The following is a 17,529-nucleotide window of genomic DNA, read 5'->3' as shown; positions in this document are numbered from 1 at the left end:
AATGTACAGGGCCATCCGCAAGAACAAGGTGAACACCGTGGTCATCATCGCGTTCTTCCTGCTGATCATCGGCGGGCTGGGTGCGCTGGCCGGGTACATCTACAACAGCCCCAGCATCGTCATCTTTACCATCGTCGGTGCTGCCGCCTACGCGATCTTCCAGTACTACTTCGCGTCGAGCCAGACGATCGCGATCAGCGGCGGCCACGAGATCGAAAAGCGCGACAACCCGCGGCTCTACCGCATCGTGGAGAACCTCGCGATCACGACAGGCACGCCGATGCCCAAGGTATACCTCATCGATGACCCGGCCCCCAACGCGTTCGCGACCGGCCGGGACCCGCAGCACGCATCCGTTGCGGCGACGACCGGGCTGCTCGACATTCTCACCGACTCCGAACTCGAAGGGGTCATGGCTCACGAGATGGCGCACGTGCGCAACTACGACATCCGGGTGTCGATGATCGTCTTCGGGCTCGTCGTCGCTGTCGGGTTCCTCGCAGACATGTTCCTGCGGATGGCCTGGTTCGGCGGGGGGAACCGCAACAACAACGGCGGCAACCCGGTCGTTCTCGTTTTCGGCATCGTCGCGATGGTCGTGGCGCCGCTTCTCGCGAGCATGGTGCAACTCGCCGTGTCACGTCAGCGCGAATACCTTGCGGATGCCACCGGTGCGCTCACGACCCGGCATCCGGATGCGCTCGCGAACGCGCTCCTGAAGCTGCAGGCGTATGGCCGGCCGATGCGGCGGCAGAACTCCTCGATGGCTCACCTGTGGATTGCGGACCCGCTGAAGCCCGGTGCCGTCGCCCGCCTATTCGCAACGCATCCGCCGATCGAGGAACGCGTCGCGCGGCTCCGCGCCATCGGCGGCGGGTTCTAACCTGCCCCGTTGCTGTTTCGTCCTCGTCGATCGGTCCCAAAGGGCTGTTGCCGCGATCGGTTGGGCCAAGAAGGTCGTGCAAGGGCGGGTAAACGACCCGTTGGGCCCAATCGATCGGCGGCGGGCCGCCCCGTGAATGCGAAAGCGGAGCGAGCCGGTCGGCCCGCTCCGCTTTCGGAGGATCAGGTGGAACCCGTGACGACTCCTAGAAGCCGTAGACCTCTTCGATCGTCACCGTGTCACCGTCGATGACGACGCTTCCGGAGATTCCCCAGTCGTCCCAGGTGTAGGTGCTGGTGCCCTCGCCGCCCGGGTATGCCAGCTCACCGCTCGCGGTCGCGGATGCCTGGCCCTTGTCAGCTTCGAACCGGGTTCCCATCTCATTCACCGTAACTGTCGGGTATTTGACGACCTTGTACGAGAAAGTCGGCTCCCCGCTGAAGTGCAGGTAGTAGTTCGTGCGCAGGTTGCAGTTCTCCGGGTTCGCAACCGTCTGGGTCGCACACGTGTCCATGTACTGGTTGACCTGCGCCTGGATCTCGTCGGTCAGTTCCTTCGTCGGCGCCAGCTCAAGTGCGATGGACTCGTAGCTCGCTTTGGAGCCGGTCGCAGCGACGAACGTCTGCGTCTCAGCTTCGAAGAACTTACCCTCCGGCGCACCGACTTCATATGCCGCCGGGTAGGCCAGGAGCTCGTACCCCTTGCCGAAGTCCACGTCGACGCCGTTAATGGAGACGTTGGAGTCCTGGTTCGGATAGACGTAGACGGATGCCAGCAGCGGCTTGTCGATCGTCCAGTTGTCGAAGACGCCGGCCTGCTTACCGTTCTTGCTCAGCTCGAGAATTCCGTCGTAGACAGTGCCGTCGATGCTGTACGAAACCTCGACCATGGCGGAGTCACCGCGGCTGGAGACATCCGTGACCTTGGGGTTCTTCATCAGGGCCTTCGACCCCTTGAGGATGTCGTTGCTCAGGAGCGCGGCCGCTCCTTCGCTGACCCCGGGGTCGACGAGTTTGTTGGCTTCGGACGCCTTGCCCTGGCTGATCGCGCTCAGGTACGCCTCCACCTTGGCTTCCGGACCATACTGCGTGCCGCCGATGACCTTGATGATCACGGAACCGATGATCAGGAGAAGTACGAGGCCGGCGGCGAGCGCCGAGAACAGGATGACCTTCTTCTTTTTCCTCGGGTCCATCGGCGGACGCTGCGACGTCAGCGGCTGCGGGTAACCGGCGGGGGCGGTACCGTACGGGTGGCCCGCTCCTTGCGGGTAGCCGGCCTGCGGCGCGCCCTGGCTGTAGGCGCCCTGCGTGTATGAGGCCGCCTGCTGTGCACCCTGGCTGTATGCGTCTGCCGGGGTCTGACCCTGGCCGTACGGGTTCTGGCCGTACGGGTTCTGGCTATACGGGTTCTGCGGTCCGTTCGGCTCCTGGCCGTATGGTGCCTGATCGCTGAACGGGTTCTGGTTCTGTCCCTGGCTGTACGGGTTCCGCGGGGCGCCAGCGGCAGGCGAGTACGGTGCCTCCTGGTCTGCAGCGGGCTGCCCATACGCTTCCTGCGCATAAGCGGAGCCCTGGGCGTACGCCTGTTGGTCCGGCGCATCCTGCTGTGGTGTGTCGGCCGAACCCCCCTGGGGCACCGAGCCGTCTCCGTGAGCTGCTTCTGGTGCCTTATCGTCCGTGGCCATGAAAAATAGTCCCCCTTCTCCGAGCGCGATCGATGTCAACTTATCATCGAAGACGACCCCTCCATCGGGGGGATCAGGCCGGAAAATCCCCTGATCTATGGGGTAGTTTCACCCATCCCCGTCCGGCCGGATCCCGAGGGCGCCAGCGAGCTCACGCGCCAGGGTTCCACGCCCGGCGACGGCGATGCGTTCGTTGCCCTGCCAGGCCGCCGCCTGCCGGAGCAGCGCCGCGATCCGTTCGGCGGCATCGGCCGGAGCCCCGGGCTCGAGCCACGCTGCCTGCACGCGCAGGACCCCGGCGGCCCGGTCGTTCTTGAGGTCGAGCCGCGCCGACAGGTGGTCGTCGAGCAGCACGGGGAGCACGTAGTAGCCGTGCACGCGCTGGTGCTTCGGCGTGTAGATCTCGATCCGGTAGTGGAAGTCGAACATCCGCAAGGCACGATTGCGCGCCCAGACGACCGGGTCGAAGGGGGAGAGGAGAGCGGATGCCTCGATCGAACGCGGGCGACGTGCGTCGCGGTGCAGCCACGCCTCCCTGGGCCGCGTGCCGCGAAGCCAGCCCGGCACGGTGACAGGCAGCAGCTCCCCGGCATCCTCGAGTTCACGCACGGCGATCTGGGCGTGTGCGGAGGAGAGGCGGTAGTAGTCGGCCAGGTCGTCGAGCGTGCCGATCCCGGAGGCCACCCCCGCACGCCGGACGAGCTCACGGACCGCATCCTTTTGCGGGATGTCCTGGTTGAGCACCGCTGGCGGGAGCACCTGCTCGGGGAGGGCGTAGCGCCGTTCGAATCCAGCACGGCCGGCCGACACGATCTCGCCCCACCGGAAGAGAGTTTCGAGGCCGATCTTCACATCGGACCAGCCCCACCACGGTCCGACACGTTTGTTCGCGTCGTGTTCGATCGCACTTGCCGGCAGCGGGCCCTTCTCCGCCAGTTCGTCGTGCAGCCAGCGAAGGAACGCCCCGTTCGCGTTGGCCCAGCTCTGCGGATCGGCGAGGCTCTTGTCGCGGTAGGCCTGCATGCGCCACCGGAACAGCGGCCAGTTGTCCTTCGGCATGATCGTCGCCTCGTGGCCCCAGTACTCGATGTAACGTCCTGACCTGGCGAAGGTGAGGTCGTCAAGGGTGGACTTGTCGTAGGCGCCGAGGCGCGCGAAGACGGGCAGGTAGTGGCTGCGCTCGAACACATTCACCGAGTCGATCTGAAGGACGCCCAGCCGGTCGATGAGCCGGTTCAGCTGTCTCGTGCCCGGCCCCGCCGTTCGAGGACGGCCGAAGCCCTGCGCGGCCAGGGCGATCCGTCGTGCGAGAGCCGGTGCCACGCTGTTCGTCATAAGGTCCGACGTTAGCGTGTCCCTCAGACACCTGCCGCATAGACTGATCCGGTGGCGAATACGACGGAGAAAAACTGGTGGGCCCGCGTTGTGCGACCCTCTGATTCGGCTGTCGACGAACTCGCTCCTCGAAGCGGCAACGGCGACGACGGCGTCCCCCGCGGAGTGCGGATTGCTGGCGCGTGGTCCTGGCGTCTCCTCGCGATTGCTGGAGCGCTCGCCGTTCTCGTTTACCTGATCGTTCAGCTGCGGCTGATCATCATCCCCTTGCTGATCGGGGTGCTCGTGTCGGCACTTCTCACCCCGCTCGTCGAATTTCTCACCCGGCATCGCTGGCCGAGGGGACTGGCGATTGCGACGAGCATCCTCGGAACCATCGCCGTTGTCGGCGGGTTGCTCTCGCTGGCGATCTGGCAGATCACCAGCGACTTCTCCGAAGTCCAGCAACGGACCGCCGCGTCGTTCAACGAACTGAAGGCCGCTCTGCTCCAGTCGCCGTTGCACCTCACCGAGACGCAGATCAACGACTTCATCTCGGATGCCGTCGCCACGGTGCAGGATGACGGCCAGGCGTTGTTGAGCGGCGCGTTGTCGCTCGGCTCGACGCTCGGGCACGTCGCGACGGGTGTTTTCCTGGCCTTGTTCTGCCTCATCTTCGTTCTCATCGACGGCCGCAGCATCTGGGGCTGGCTTCTTCGGTTGATGCCGAAGAAGGCGCAACCGGCGATCGACGGTGCGGGCAAGGCCGGCTGGTTCACATTGACGAACTACGCACGCACCCAGATCCTCGTCGCCTCGATCGACGCGGTCGGCATCGGTCTCGGCGCGTTCCTGCTTGGTGTGCCGCTCGCGATCCCGATCGGTGTTCTCGTCTTCCTCGGCTCCTTCGTCCCGATCGTCGGTGCGGTCGTCACCGGCATCGTCGCCGTGTTCATCGCCCTCGTCTACAACGGCTGGTTCATCGCCCTGCTGATGCTCGGTGTTGTTTTGCTCGTGCAGCAGATCGAGGGACATGTGCTGCAGCCGCTCCTCATGGGGGCCGCGGTCAAGGTCCACCCGCTAGCCGTCGTTCTGGTGGTCGCCGGGGGCACACTCCTCGCCGGGATCCCGGGCGCGTTGTTCGCCGTCCCTGTCGCCGCCGTGATCAATGTCATGTTCCGGTACATCTCGGCCGGTGCGTGGCGAACAACAGGACCGCCATCGGCGGCTCTCAACGACGTCATCTGGCGAACCGTCCCCACCGAACGCCACGCCCGCAAGAATGCCCTGCCCCGGCACGGCAAGACCGCCCCCGAAACCGAGGAAACACCGAATGCATGATTCCGCGCTGTCCAACCCCACTCTCGAACAGTTCGAGACGGCGAGGACCGTGGTGGCACGCGTCGCCCAGGAGACGCCGATGGAGAGTTCGCGGTATCTCGCCGAACTGCTCGGCGCGGAGGTCTTCCTCAAGTGCGAGAACCTGCAACGGACCGGATCGTACAAGATCAGGGGTGCGTATAACCGGATGGCACAGCTCACCGAAGAGGAACGCGCGCGCGGCGTCGTCGCAGCATCCGCCGGCAACCACGCCCAGGGCGTCGCCTTCGCAGCACGGGAGCTGGGCATCGCATCGACCATCTTCATGCCGATCGGGGTGCCGCTGCCGAAACTCCAGGCCACGAAGGCATACGGCGCAGAAGTGATCCTGCGCGGGCACACCGTCGCTGAGCCCCTGCTCGCCGCCGCCGCGTATGCGGAGGAGACCGGCGCGATCTTCATCCCGCCGTTCGATCACCCTGACGTGATCGTCGGCCAGGGCACGCTGGGTCTGGAGATCTGGGACTCGGTTCCCCAGGTGGAGACGGTGATCGTCCCGATCGGTGGCGGCGGCCTCATCGCCGGCGTGGCATCCGCCATGAAACAGCGTGCCGAAGCAGCGGGGCGCTCGATTCGTGTCATCGGCGTCCAGGCGGCCAATGCCGCCGCCTACCCGGGGTCCCTCGTCGCGGGCGCCCCGACCGAGGTTCCGGTTCAGGCGACCATCGCCGACGGTATCGCCGTCGGGAAGCCGGGGGTGCTCAATTTCGAGATCATCCGCCACCTCGTCGACGACATCGTCACCGTCACCGAGGACGACATCGCCAAGGCACTGCTTGTCCTCCTCGAACGCGCCAAGCTTGTCGTCGAACCGGCCGGGGCCGTCGGCGTCGCGGCCATCCTCGCCGGCCTGGTGTCGCCCAGTGGTCCCACCGTCGTCATTCTCTCCGGCGGCAACATCGACCCGCTTTTGATGCAGCGCGTCATTAGCCACGGTTTGTCGGCATCCGACCGTTACCTCACCCTGCGTATCCCGCTGCCCGACCGTCCTGGTCAGCTCGCCAGGACGGCTGAACTGGTCGCCGAGGCAAACGCCAACGTGATAGAGGTGCTGCACACCCGCCACGGGCACGGACTCAAGATCGGCGAGGTCGAACTCGAGTTGAGCGTCGAAACCCGCGGGCTTGAGCACCGCGAACTCGTCGTGGAGACCCTCCGGTCCGCCGGCTATTCGCCGCAGATCGTCGAAGACTGACCGCGACCACAACAGAGAACGGCCCGGCGAGAATCTCGTCGGGCCGTTCTCGTGTTGAGGCTATTGGCCTGCGTACGTTTCGACCTTCGTGATCTTCACGGTGATCTCCTTGCCGTTCGGCGCCGTGTACTTTGTAGTTGCCCCGACTTTGAGGCCCAGAATCGCTGCACCGAGCGGGCTCTGCTCGCTGTACACGTCGAGGTCCGAGTTAGCGGCGATCTCGCGGTTACCGAGGAGGAAGACCTCCTCGCCGCCGGCGACGGTAGCGGTGACGACGGTGCCGGACTCGACCACTCCGTGGCTCTCAGGGGCGGTGCCAACCGTGGCATCCCGCAGCAGCTGGGTCAGGGTGCGGATGCGCGCCTCCTGCTTGCCCTGCTCGTCCTTGGCGGCGTGGTAGCCGCCGTTCTCCTTGAGGTCGCCCTCTTCGCGAGCCGCTTCGATCTTCTTGGCGATCTCTTCACGCCCGACGGTTGACAGTGTCTCGAGTTCGTTGGCGAGTCGGTCGTAGGCATCCTGAGTCAGGAAGGTGACCTGAGTGTCAACAGCCATGGCGAACTCCTTACATAAACGGACGCCCTGACGGGTGCGTCAGGGCGTATGAAATCGACCCGGCTTTCGGGTATCAGAGAATCTTATGCCAGCCAACAGCGATAAATCAAACCCGTTGAGGCGAGTTCGGTGGTTGTCACCGTCTCGGTGAAGCTGCGCGTTCTCTGCTCTGACGGGGGAATTTCCACGACCTTCCAGCCCACGACGGCGAAGGTGTCGTTGAGCGCCTGCACGGCGCAGTAACTCGTGGTTTCTGTGGCGACGGACAGCTCGAAGGTGACCTCGACGGTGCGCTCGTTGACGACCGTATGGGCGGTGTCGCGCACGTCGAGCGAGGACGGGCCCACCATGTCAAGTGCGGCCCAGACCACCCAGGCCACGAAGACGAGTGCGATCGCGCTACCGGCGATCCAGCCCAGGCGTCGCTGGCGCTTCCGCGCTCGGGGAGCCCGCCCGTATCGTTCGTCGAGGACGGAGGTGTCCCGCTGGGTGTTCGAAACCATCAACCCTCATCCTGCGAACGTTAGTCTGTACAGACAAGGCTAATCGCTTTCTCAACCCCCGCACTCTCACTGAAAGATCCGGCTACCGTGACACTCCGCTTGCTTTCGGTCCATGCGCACCCCGACGACGAGTCCAGCAAGGGCGCGGCCACGAACGCGTACTACCGCTCCCGGGGGGTGGAGGTCATGGTCGTCAGCTGCACCGGCGGTGAGCGCGGCGACATCCTCAACCCTGAACTCGAAGCACGGGCGATGGGCGAGCGTGACCTCGCCGGTCTCCGCCGCCGGGAGATGGCCGAGGCTGCGCGGATCATGGACATCCGTCATCGCTGGCTCGGCTACACCGACTCCGGGATGCGCCGTGAAGACGGAAGCCTCCCGGCGAACTCGTTCGCGGCGATCCCGCTCGCCGCGTCGGCCGAACCGCTCGTTCGGATCGTCCGCGAGTTCCGGCCGCAGGTGATGGTCACCTATGACGAGAATGGCGGGTATCCGCACCCCGATCACGTGCGCTGCCACGAGGTATCCGTCGCCGCCTTCGAGGCCGCTGCCGACGCCTCCGCCTACCCGGACGCCGGTCCTGCCTGGGAGGTCTCCAAGTTGTACTACGACCACATCTTCAACTACGAGCGAGTGAAGGCGAATTTCGACGAATTGCTTCGACAGGAGCCGGAGTCGCCGCTTGCCGAGCAGCTTTCCGAGATGGTCTCGTGGATGAAGGAGCGCCCTGCGCGCGCAACGACGCACGTGCCCGCCGGCGAGTTCTTCGAGGTCCGCGACGCCGCGCTCCGTGCCCACGCGAGCCAGGTCGCTGCCGACTCGAGCTTCTTTTTCTGGTCGAACGACCTGCAACGCGCGGCCTGGCCGTATGAGGACTTCGAGCGCGCACGCAGCACCGTGCCGCCCGTCGCAAACGAGAGCGACCTGTTCGCCGGAATCGAGGACACTGAATGATCGCCGCCAGCTGGAACATCGTCACGGATGCCGCGTGGCGGCTGGCCTCGACCCCGACGCCGTCGCTCAACATTGATCCGAACGATGTGACACCGGGGCCGGCCGGGTTCTTCGTTGTCGCCCTCCTCGCCGCCGCGGTGTTCCTCCTCATCTTCGACATGCAGCGTCGTATTCGCCGCGTGAACCACCGCGCGGAGATCCGGGAGCGACTGCAGGCAGAGGTAGACGAGCGCGACCGCGCGTCGGGGGCGGACGACGAGGGAACGGCGACCGATTCGGGCATCGACCCGAGACCGGGCGACAAACCGTTCTGACCGCGGTAACAACTCAGATCACACGATTGTGCGGTGCATCTCGAGCTCGTTTCTCGACGGGTCGAGGTTGTACGGGATGGTGCGACCAGTGAGGTCGTAGCCGCGACGGCGGTAAAACGCGATCGCCCGGTCGTTGTCCTCGTGCACATGCAGCGTGAGGGTGTCGCCCTGCGTTCGCGCCCACTCCTCGACCGCGTCCAGCAGCGCGTCCGCGACACCGGCGACCCTCCCGCGGGCTGTGGGAGCGACGAAGGCGCCGACGAGCAGCGGCCCGCCCACCTCGAGCTTGTCGAGGAATCCGCTCATCGTGCCCACCCATCGGCCCGAAGCATCCACAGCCACGTATTGCACACTGCCGGCGGTAGTGCCGCGGTTCGCCCGCATTCGCCAGACCTCCTCGGAGTTCGCCTCGGCCGCTTCGATCGTTTCCATAAAGGCGATCGGGGTATCCCTGAGCATTTCGAGTCGAAGATCGCGTACGCGCTCCCAGTCGGATTCGGTGGGGGAAATGATGGTGACGGCGGTCATCCCGATACTGTACCGACCTCGGCACGGCGATCCCGGGAAACACCCTGTTCGGCAAGGGCGGTCCGGAAAACGTCGATGGCCTGGCGGCCATCCGCCTCGGCGGCAACGAACCCGTCGGGTCGGATGAGATAGAACCGTCCGTTCACCAACTTGCTTGAACCCGCCGTCGGGAAACGGTGGAGAGGCAGCCGCAGAGCGCTGCGAAGTCGGACCGCCTCACGCCGCGCGACGGCACCGTAAGAATGAACCTGCCAGTCGAGGGCCCTGAGGACGTCGAAGTTCGTCCCGGTCCACGGCAGCCGACGGCCAACGACCCGACCGCGCCGGCCGGTGCTTCTCGCTGCGGCGCTCATCCAGTAATGGATGCGGATTTGCGACACGTATTCGAAGAGGCGGCGAGATAACGGCACCCGCGGAAGCGCTCCGACCAGGAATGGCAGGAAAACCCGGGAGAGCCGGCGCCGGACGAAACGAGAGGCGCTGGACGTTCCCGTGACGAAACCAAACACCCGATCGGTGGTCGCGACGAGGCGAAGCGCCACCGGGCGGCGCTCGGCTTCATACCGATCGAGCGCCGAGTCCTGGGCGCCCTGGTGGAGGACCGCCGTCAAAGCGAAGGCAAGATTGTGGGAGTCCTGGAGGCCTGTGTTCATCCCCTGGGCGCCGACGGGGGAGTGAACGTGCCCGGCATCCCCTGCAAGGAAAACGTGTCCATCGCGGAAGTGGGCGGCGACCCTGTGCGAGATCCGGTAGGTGGAGAACCACGACGAGGTGTCGTAGTCCACTCCGAAGACGGTGGAGAGCTTCACCCTAGCCGCGTCCTCTGTCACCTCCACGGCTGGACCGGACAGGCGGATGGTCCCGAGGAGACGGTCATTGCCGCCAGGCGCCATCGGGAAGGTGACGAGCAGGTCGTCGGAACCGAATCGCAGGTTCACAGCGTCTGGTTCGAGGCCGGTCACGCCATGCGCATCCGACACATAGAAGCTGTGCTCGTTTGTCACACCCTCGAACGGGATTCCGCGGAGCTTTCGGACCAGCGACGACGCCCCGTCGGTTCCCACGCAGTACCGCGCGCTGACGAGCATCCGCCCGTCCGTGCCTTCCAGAACGGCTTCGATGCCACCATCGGGCTGCTCGCTGAGACCGGTCAGCGGATGCCCCCACAGCACTGACCCGCCCAGTCGCGCGAGATGCTCCCCGAGGATGCGCTCCGTCTTCGACTGCTCCAACACATAGAGGCCGGCGAACGGTGAAAGCCCCGCCCCGATCCGGCCAACAGGCACCCTGCCGAACGACCGCCGCTCGAAGCCGGGGCTGGCCACCCGGGCGGTCATCGCTTCGTCAAGGAAGGCATCAACCAGGTCGAGCTGGTCGAGGATCTCCATCGTGCGAGCCTGCAGAACCAAAGCCCGCGATTCCGTGGTCGGACCCGGCTTCCCGTCGACAAGAACGGCGTCAACCCCGAGTTTCGTGAGCGCGGCGGCGAGCAGCAGTCCGGTTGGACCAGCCCCGACGACGAGGACGTCGGTCTTCATTTCTCGAGAGAGATCGCCCACGTTCCCCATGGTAGGCACCTGCGGCGCGTGGCACTACACTGATCCCCTCGGGGTTTCAGCGCCCTGCGGGGAGGGGTAATCATGCCGTTGACGGGAGAATACGAGCCGAGCACGAGTGGCTGGGCACGCAAACAAGTCGAACAGTACGAGGCATCAGGCGGCACGAAGGCGACAACACTTCACGGGCGACCGGTGATCGTTCTCACGACCGTCGGTGCGAAGACCGGCAAGCTCCGCAAGACGGCTCTGATGCGTGTGGAGCACGACGGCGAGTATGCGATCGTGGCGTCCCTCGGCGGCGCGCCGAAGCATCCGGTCTGGTACTACAACGTCCTCGCGAGTCCCGAGGTCGAACTTCAGGACGAAACCGAGAAGCACGACTACACGGCACGGGAAGTCACCGGCGAGGAGAAGAGGGTCTGGTGGGAACGGGCCGTCGAGGCCTACCCGCCATACGCCGATTACCAGACGAAGACGGCGAGGGAGATACCGCTCTTCGTGCTCAGCCGACGGGACTGAGCCCGTCAGCCCAGGTTGTACGCCGGGTCGATGGCGAGCAGCAGGATGCCGGTCCAGTGGCACAGGAACGCGAGCACCGTGCACACGTGGAAGATCTCGTGGAACCCGAAGTGGCCGGGAAAGGGATTCGGCCGCTTCAGCGCATAGACGACGGCGCCACCCGTGTAGAAAAGCCCGCCCACGATGATGAGGGTCATCGTCGCCGGATTCACCCTGAAGATGTCGAAGAGATACATCACCGCCGCCCAGCCCATGGCGATGTAGAGGAAAACGTAGAGCCAGCGCGGCGCGTGCAGCCAGAACATCCGGAAGATGATGCCGACGAAAGCTCCTCCCCAGACGAGGATGAGCAGCAGGCTGCCCTTCTCCGGTGGCAGCGCCAGCACAGCGACCGGGGTGTAACTGCCTGCAATCAACAGGAAGATGTTGGCGTGGTCCATCCGCTTGAGCAGAACTTTCGACCGCGGTGACCAGTTGAGCCGGTGGTAGAGCGCAGAAACTCCGAAGAGGAGAAGTGAACTCAGCGCGAACACCGCCGTTGACCACTTCGCAGGCGCTCCCTGCGCCAGCGACACCAGGACGATTCCGCCGACGATGGTGAGAGGGAAGGTGCCGGCGTGGATCCAGCCGCGCCAGGTCGGTTTGCTGTCCTCCGGCCGGGCGATGATGTCGTCGAGAAGCGGGATGTTGGGCAGGTCGGGCCCGGCGGCGTCGTCACGTGCGACGGCGGCATCCCCAACAGGATCCTGCCCGGCGATGCCAGCTTCACTGTCTTTGTCCGGGTGCTCGCGAGAAGAAGGCGACAAGGGCATAGATGACAGGATACGCGGCCCCATTGGGGAATCTGCACTAACGTAACGGTGTGACGAACAGCCAGTCGAACAGAGGGCCCGGGTTTCTCTACAACCTGTACCAGAAGCGCCTGCGTCGTGGCCTCAGCTCCGAATCGTTGCCGCACCACGTCGCGATGATCATCGACGGTAACCGCCGGTGGGCGAAGCAGCTCGGGTATGAAACGGCCGCCCACGGGCACCGCGCCGGGGCAGCCAAGATGCGCGAATTCCTTGAATGGTGCGACGACCTCGGAGTCAAAGTCGTCACCCTCTACCTCCTGTCGAGCGACAATCTCAGTTCGCGGTCCACGGATGAACTCTACGACCTGATCGAGATCATCGCTGACCTCGCCGAAGAGCTCTCGCATTACCGCGACTGGCGGGTGAAGCGCGTCGGAGCGACCACCGGGCTCCCCGAACCGCTCATCGCGGCACTGGACGCCGCCGAGGCGCGGACCGCGCAGAAGAAAGGCCTGCACATCAACCTCGCCGTCGGCTACGGCGGGCGGACCGAGATCGTGCACGCGATGCGCAGCATCGTCGAGAAACACCACCTGACCGGCGGCAACCTCGAATCCCTCGCCGAACTGCTGACCCCGGACCTCATCGGCGAGCACCTCTATACGAGCGGGCAACCAGACCCTGACCTTGTCATCCGCACCTCCGGGGAACAGCGGCTCAGCGACTTCATGCTCTGGCAGAGCGCGCACAGCGAGTTCTACTTCGTCGAGGCGCTCGGCCCTGACCTGCGCGAAGTGGACTTCCTGAGGGCGCTCCGCGATTTCTCGAGGCGGCAACGCCGCTACGGCGGTTGAGGAGAACGATGACCGACATCGACACGTTCCTTCGCGGATTCGGTGAAGAATCCGGTTACCTCGACTACGGCAGGGTCGGCCCGCTCTCGGCCGTCGTCCAGGAAGAGTTGCGGCTTCAGGTCGATCTGCTCAGCCGCGCCCGGTATGGCGTCGTGGATACCTTCCTCGGCCAGGACGAACGGATGCGCACCGCCGTGGCCGGGCTCGTCGGGTGCTCGCCGGAGAACATCGTCAGCCAGCCGAACACGGGCATGGGGCTCATGCACACCATGTTCAGCATGACCGGGGGACTGCTGCTCTCCGCCGGCGACTTCCCAAGCCTCACCGTGGCGGCGACCCGCGCCGCCGAGTCCATGCAGGTTCTCACCCCGACATGGCTGGAAACCGACCATGGGCGGGTAACCCCGCACACCATCAAGCAGCAGCTGACACCCGCGATCACCGCCGTCGCCGTGAGCCTGGTCGACACCCGCACCGGATACCTCGCCGACCTCGACGGCATCCGTCAGGTGATCGGTGACCGTTTGCTCATCGTCGACGCGATTCAGGGGTTCGGCGTCGTCGACGCGCCGTTGGAAGTGGCCGATGTGATCGCATCCGGCGGCCAGAAATGGGTCCGTGCGGGCTGGGGCACCGGGTTCCTTGCGTTGAGCGACCGGGCGCTTGACCACCTCGAACCCGTCGTCAGCGGCTACACGGGGACCGATGAGAGCGAACCGTGGGATGCTGTCCCGCCGCCGTCGAAGTCGGCTCGCGCCTACAGTGTGGCGAACCCGGACTTCTCGGCCGAGGCCCGGCTCGCCGCGGCGCTCGAGGAGATCAGCGCGGTCGGAGTGGCGGAGGTCGCCGCGGCTGTCGGTGACCGGGTCAGTGAAACCCTCGACCTCGCCGACGAATTCGGGATCTCGGTCGCGTCGCCCCGGGCGGCCCACGAACGGGCGGGCATCGTCATCCTCGACCCGCCAGACGACCAGGTTGCGCTGCTTGTCGCGTCGCTCCACAACCACGGTGTGAGCACGACACTTCGGCAGAACCGGATCCGGCTCAGCGTGCACGCCGGCACCACGAGCGAGACCCTCGGAATGCTCCGTGACTCGTTCGTCTCGTTCTCGACGGCTATCGCCTACTAGAAGCGCGTGTCACCCGAACGGGAAAAAGTTCACCTGTTCGCAATGTCAAGCCAGCGTGTCTTGTTTGGAACGGTGAACTAGTCGTCGTAACGTTCCAAGTATCAGGCACGGAGCCTGGTCGAGACGGCCACATAAGTTCGACTCGAAACGTACGTGGCCGCACTCGCTGGAGAACCGAACCGACAGGTTCGGCTGGGAGTGGCAATGACCGCGACACGCACCCATGCACTACAGCACAAGAGCGAAGGGCAAGCAGAGAACACAACTTCACAGCCAGCACCGCAGAAACAGACCGAGCGTACCTATGTTTTGGATACCTCGGTGTTGTTGTCTGACCCGAAGGCGCTCTTCCGGTTCGCGGAGCACGCCGTCGTGATCCCCGTCGTCGTGATCTCGGAACTCGAAGGAAAACGCTACGACCCTGAGATCGGCTATTTCGCCCGGCAGGCTCTCCGGATCCTCGACGAACTGAGGGTCGAATATGAGCGGCTCGACTTTCCGGTGCCGGTTGGCGAAGGCGGCTCCCTCCGCGTCGAACTCAACCACTCCAGCATGTCGGTGCTGCCAAGTGGTCTGCAGCTCGGTGACAACGACTCCCGGATCCTCGCCGTTGCCCTCAACCTGGCCAACGACGGGCTCGCTGTGACAGTTGTGTCGAAAGACCTGCCGTTGCGGGTAAAGGCGGCATCCATCGGGCTCTCCGCCGAGGAATACCGCGCCGAACAGGCGATCGACTCCGGCTGGACGGGTATGGCGTCGATCACGGTCTCCGCGCACGAGATGGGCGACCTGTACGAGACGGAGGTGGGCCTGTCGAAGGCGGTGGAGGCGCTGCCGGTCAACACGGGGCTGGTCATCCACTCGGACCGCGGGTCGGCACTCGGGCGGGTCACCGGAAAGCGGGAGTTCAAACTCGTCCGCGGCGACCGCGATGTCTTCGGCCTCCACGGGCGAAGCGCCGAGCAACGACTGGCCATCGATCTGCTCCTTGACCCCGAGGTGGGCATTGTTTCGCTCGGAGGTCGAGCAGGGACGGGGAAGTCCGCGCTCGCGCTCTGCGCGGGACTCGACGCCGTCCTCGAGCGCCAGCAGCACCGCAAGATCATGGTGTTCCGGCCGCTCTACGCGGTCGGCGGCCAGGAACTCGGCTACCTGCCCGGCGACCAGGGCGAGAAGATGAACCCGTGGGGCCAGGCCGTGTTCGACACGCTCGGGTCTGTGGTGTCGCAGAACGTGCTCGACGAGGTGATCGAACGGGGCATCCTCGAGGTGCTGCCACTGACCCACATCCGTGGCCGTTCCCTTCACGACGCGTTCGTCATCGTCGATGAGGCTCAGTCGCTCGAACGTAACGTCCTTCTCACGGTGCTCTCACGGATCGGTCAGAACTCGCGGGTCATCCTGACCCATGATGTCGCCCAGCGCGACAACCTGCGGGTGGGCCGTCACGACGGGGTCGCCTCGGTCATTGAAACGCTCAAGGGCCACAACCTGTTCGGGCACGTCACCCTCACCCGGTCGGAGCGCAGCTCCATCGCAGCCCTCGTCACCGAACTCCTGGAAGGAAACGAGCTGGCCTGAGTTGTCGAGACCGGCTGAGCCACGCAGCCGGGCTGTGGATAACCCGTGCGCGGGAGATCCACGCCCGGCTAGCGTGTCGCCATGGCGATCGGCACGTCGGCTGGTGAGAGAACGGATGCTGCCCGGCGGCGGGCGCGGACAGTCCCCGACCTTTCGGCTGCGGTTGTTCAGGGTGTTGTCGCTCTCCTCGCCGTCGGGCCGAGCCCGCTACTCCTCGGAACGCTGTACGTCGCCGCAGTGACGGGTCCCCTCGTCCGCATCGACGTCGAGAGCCACCGGCTGCCCAACCGGCTCGTACTGCCCGGTTACCCGGTTGCGCTCACCGGGATCGTGACGAACAGCATGCTCGCCGGCGCCCCGCCGACTACCGCTGTCGCGATTGGGGCCGCATGGTTTCTCTTCTTTCTCATCCTCAGCGTCGGCGGGGGGATGGGCATGGGCGACGTCAAACTGGCCGGGCTCCTCGGCCTCTGCCTCGGTTCGATCGGGGTGGCACCAGCCGTGGCAGGCCTTGCCGTTGCGTTCCTCTTCGGCGGAGTCGCCGGCATCCTCGTCCTCGTGAGGCGCGTGGGCGGCACCCAGTCCCGTATCCCGTTCGGTCCTTTTCTGCTCGCCGGTTTCTGGGTCGCCCTCGCGCTCGCGCCGACGTTGGCGGTGCCGACTCCGTAACGCAGGACATCCGGGGAACCTCGCCCGGTCGCGAGACCCTAGGCTGGGGCCATGGAACAGCGCACCCTCGGCCGCACCGGCCGTCCCGTTTCGATCATCGGCCTCGGAACCTGGCAGCTCGGCGCCGACTGGGGTGCCGTCTCGGAAACCGACGCACTCGCCGTGCTCGATGCCGCCGTCGACTCCGGCGTCACTCTCTTCGACACCGCCGACGTGTACGGCGACGGTCGCAGCGAACAGGTCATCGGCCAGTTCCTCGCCGCCAACCCCGACATCGACGTGTTCGTCGCCACGAAGATGGGCCGTCGCGAGGCGCAGGACCCGGCCAACTTCACGCTCGCGAAATTCCGGGAGTGGACCGACCGCTCCCGGTCCAACCTCGGCGTGGACCAGCTCGATCTCGTGCAGCTGCACTGCCCGCCCACGCCGGTGTTCTCATCGGACGTCGTCTACGACGCGCTCGACACCCTGGTCTCAGACGGCGTCATCGCGAATTACGGGGTCAGCGTCGAAACCTGCGACGAAGCCCTGGCGGCAATCGCCCGTCCCGGAACCGCGAGCGTCCAGATCATCCTCAACGCGTTCCGGCTCAAACCGCTCGAGCAAGTGCTCCCCGCCGCGAGGGAGGCGGGGGTTGGCATCATCGCGCGGGTGCCCCTCGCCTCCGGCCTGCTCAGCGGCCGTTACACCCCCACCACCGAGTTCGCGGCCGACGACCACCGCACGTTCAACCGCGACGGCAGCCACTTCGATGTCGGCGAAACCTTCGCTGGGGTCGACTTCTCCACCGGTGTCCGGGCGGCGGACGAGCTCGCGACGCACGTTCCCGAGGGGCTGACCGCGGCACAGGCAGCGCTTGCCTGGGTCAGCCAGCAGGACGGCGTCACATCCGTCATCCCGGGCGCGCGGTCCATCCAGCAGGCGCAGTCCAACGCAGCGGCCGGCACCGCCGGCCCGCTCCCGGCCGCGTACCTCGAGGCGGTCCAGAGCATCTACGAGGCGGACATCAAGAGCGCCGTGCACGACCGCTGGTAGCCCCCTCAAACGCGAATTGCCCGGTTTGCCGGGTCCTGCGCGAACAGGACCCGGCAAACCGGGCAACTCGGAGTGGGC

18 protein-coding genes are annotated in these 17,529 nt (G+C 65.6%); 11 read left to right on the top strand and 7 right to left on the bottom strand.

Annotated elements, in window-relative coordinates; all coding sequences use genetic code 11:
- The first annotated feature begins 1 nt into the window (after window position 1).
- Window positions 2-883, top strand: a complete 882-nt coding sequence (locus BM197_RS14120) for a M48 family metalloprotease (protein ID WP_090712659.1) — start codon at window positions 2-4, stop codon at window positions 881-883.
- 205 nt (window positions 884-1,088) lie between these two features.
- Here BM197_RS14120 and BM197_RS14115 read toward each other — a convergent pair whose 3' ends face one another.
- Together BM197_RS14115 and BM197_RS14110 are read right to left on the bottom strand one after the other, a co-directional pair.
- Window positions 1,089-2,570, bottom strand: a complete 1,482-nt coding sequence (locus tag BM197_RS14115; protein ID WP_090712657.1) for a zinc ribbon domain-containing protein — start codon at window positions 2,568-2,570, stop codon at window positions 1,089-1,091.
- Window positions 2,571-2,678: 108 nt separating this feature from the next.
- Window positions 2,679-3,905, bottom strand: a complete 1,227-nt coding sequence (locus BM197_RS14110; RefSeq protein WP_090712655.1) for a winged helix-turn-helix domain-containing protein — start codon at window positions 3,903-3,905, stop codon at window positions 2,679-2,681.
- Window positions 3,906-3,956: 51 nt separating this feature from the next.
- Between BM197_RS14110 and BM197_RS14105 the strand changes: the two genes are divergently transcribed.
- Together BM197_RS14105 and ilvA are read left to right on the top strand one after the other, a co-directional pair.
- Window positions 3,957-5,225, top strand: coding sequence for an AI-2E family transporter (locus BM197_RS14105; protein ID WP_245762554.1), 1,269 nt, complete (start codon window positions 3,957-3,959; stop codon window positions 5,223-5,225).
- Window positions 5,218-6,459: a threonine ammonia-lyase gene (gene ilvA / locus BM197_RS14100; RefSeq protein WP_090712651.1), complete on the top strand. Its 1,242-nt coding sequence runs from the start codon at window positions 5,218-5,220 to the stop codon at window positions 6,457-6,459. The genes BM197_RS14105 and ilvA overlap by 8 nt, the downstream gene beginning before the upstream one ends.
- Before the next feature lie 60 nt (window positions 6,460-6,519).
- Here ilvA and greA read toward each other — a convergent pair whose 3' ends face one another.
- Window positions 6,520-7,011 carry a transcription elongation factor GreA gene (gene greA / locus BM197_RS14095; protein WP_090712649.1) on the bottom strand — a complete coding sequence of 164 codons (492 nt, stop codon included), beginning with the start codon at window positions 7,009-7,011 and terminating at the stop codon, window positions 6,520-6,522.
- Between the two features lie 83 nt (window positions 7,012-7,094).
- A complete protein-coding gene (locus BM197_RS14090; RefSeq protein ID WP_090712647.1) occupies window positions 7,095-7,514 on the bottom strand; it encodes a DUF4307 domain-containing protein in 420 nt (139 codons plus the stop codon).
- A gap of 87 nt (window positions 7,515-7,601) precedes the next feature.
- On the opposite strand from BM197_RS14090, the gene mca reads away from it, so the two are divergent.
- Together mca and BM197_RS14080 are read left to right on the top strand one after the other, a co-directional pair.
- The gene (mca, locus tag BM197_RS14085; RefSeq protein ID WP_090712645.1) at window positions 7,602-8,468 is read left to right on the top strand and encodes a mycothiol conjugate amidase Mca; all 867 of its coding nucleotides are present in this window, start codon (window positions 7,602-7,604) and stop codon (window positions 8,466-8,468) included.
- On the top strand, window positions 8,465-8,782 hold the full coding sequence (locus BM197_RS14080; RefSeq protein ID WP_177216849.1) for a hypothetical protein: 318 nt from the start codon (window positions 8,465-8,467) through the stop codon (window positions 8,780-8,782). The genes mca and BM197_RS14080 overlap by 4 nt, the downstream gene beginning before the upstream one ends.
- A gap of 18 nt (window positions 8,783-8,800) precedes the next feature.
- Here BM197_RS14080 and BM197_RS14075 read toward each other — a convergent pair whose 3' ends face one another.
- Together BM197_RS14075 and BM197_RS14070 are read right to left on the bottom strand one after the other, a co-directional pair.
- A complete protein-coding gene (locus tag BM197_RS14075) occupies window positions 8,801-9,310 on the bottom strand; it encodes a GNAT family N-acetyltransferase (protein WP_090712643.1) in 510 nt (169 codons plus the stop codon).
- A complete protein-coding gene (locus BM197_RS14070; RefSeq protein WP_218151875.1) occupies window positions 9,307-10,869 on the bottom strand; it encodes an FAD-dependent monooxygenase in 1,563 nt (520 codons plus the stop codon). The genes BM197_RS14075 and BM197_RS14070 overlap by 4 nt, the downstream gene beginning before the upstream one ends.
- An 81-nt stretch (window positions 10,870-10,950) precedes the next feature.
- On the opposite strand from BM197_RS14070, the gene BM197_RS14065 reads away from it, so the two are divergent.
- Entirely contained in the window at window positions 10,951-11,388 is a 438-nt protein-coding gene (locus BM197_RS14065; RefSeq protein ID WP_090712640.1) for a nitroreductase family deazaflavin-dependent oxidoreductase, read from the top strand.
- Between the two features lie 5 nt (window positions 11,389-11,393).
- On the opposite strand, the gene trhA is transcribed toward BM197_RS14065, so the two are convergent.
- Window positions 11,394-12,200, bottom strand: coding sequence for a PAQR family membrane homeostasis protein TrhA (gene trhA, locus BM197_RS14060; protein ID WP_090712638.1), 807 nt, complete (start codon window positions 12,198-12,200; stop codon window positions 11,394-11,396).
- 50 nt (window positions 12,201-12,250) lie between these two features.
- Between trhA and BM197_RS14055 the strand changes: the two genes are divergently transcribed.
- The 5 genes from BM197_RS14055 (at window position 12,251) to BM197_RS14035 (ending at window position 17,451) form a co-directional block, all read left to right on the top strand.
- Window positions 12,251-13,036, top strand: a complete 786-nt coding sequence (locus BM197_RS14055; protein ID WP_090712636.1) for an isoprenyl transferase — start codon at window positions 12,251-12,253, stop codon at window positions 13,034-13,036.
- An 8-nt stretch (window positions 13,037-13,044) separates the two neighbouring features.
- Window positions 13,045-14,166, top strand: coding sequence for an aminotransferase class V-fold PLP-dependent enzyme (locus BM197_RS14050; RefSeq protein WP_090712635.1), 1,122 nt, complete (start codon window positions 13,045-13,047; stop codon window positions 14,164-14,166).
- Between the two features lie 204 nt (window positions 14,167-14,370).
- Window positions 14,371-15,747, top strand: a complete 1,377-nt coding sequence (phoH2, locus tag BM197_RS14045) for an RNA 5'-3' helicase PhoH2 (protein ID WP_090712757.1) — start codon at window positions 14,371-14,373, stop codon at window positions 15,745-15,747.
- An 81-nt stretch (window positions 15,748-15,828) separates the two neighbouring features.
- The gene (locus tag BM197_RS14040) at window positions 15,829-16,416 is read left to right on the top strand and encodes a prepilin peptidase (RefSeq protein WP_090712633.1); all 588 of its coding nucleotides are present in this window, start codon (window positions 15,829-15,831) and stop codon (window positions 16,414-16,416) included.
- 51 nt (window positions 16,417-16,467) lie between these two features.
- The gene (locus BM197_RS14035; RefSeq protein ID WP_090712631.1) at window positions 16,468-17,451 is read left to right on the top strand and encodes an aldo/keto reductase; all 984 of its coding nucleotides are present in this window, start codon (window positions 16,468-16,470) and stop codon (window positions 17,449-17,451) included.
- Window positions 17,452-17,529: the final 78 nt, after the last annotated feature.

The sequence above is a fragment of the Mycetocola miduiensis genome, assembly GCF_900115155.1.
GTDB lineage: Bacteria > Actinomycetota > Actinomycetes > Actinomycetales > Microbacteriaceae > Mycetocola_A > Mycetocola_A miduiensis.
The sequence above is the reverse complement of the archived record's forward strand: the minus strand, read 5'-3'. Positions and strand labels throughout refer to the sequence as shown.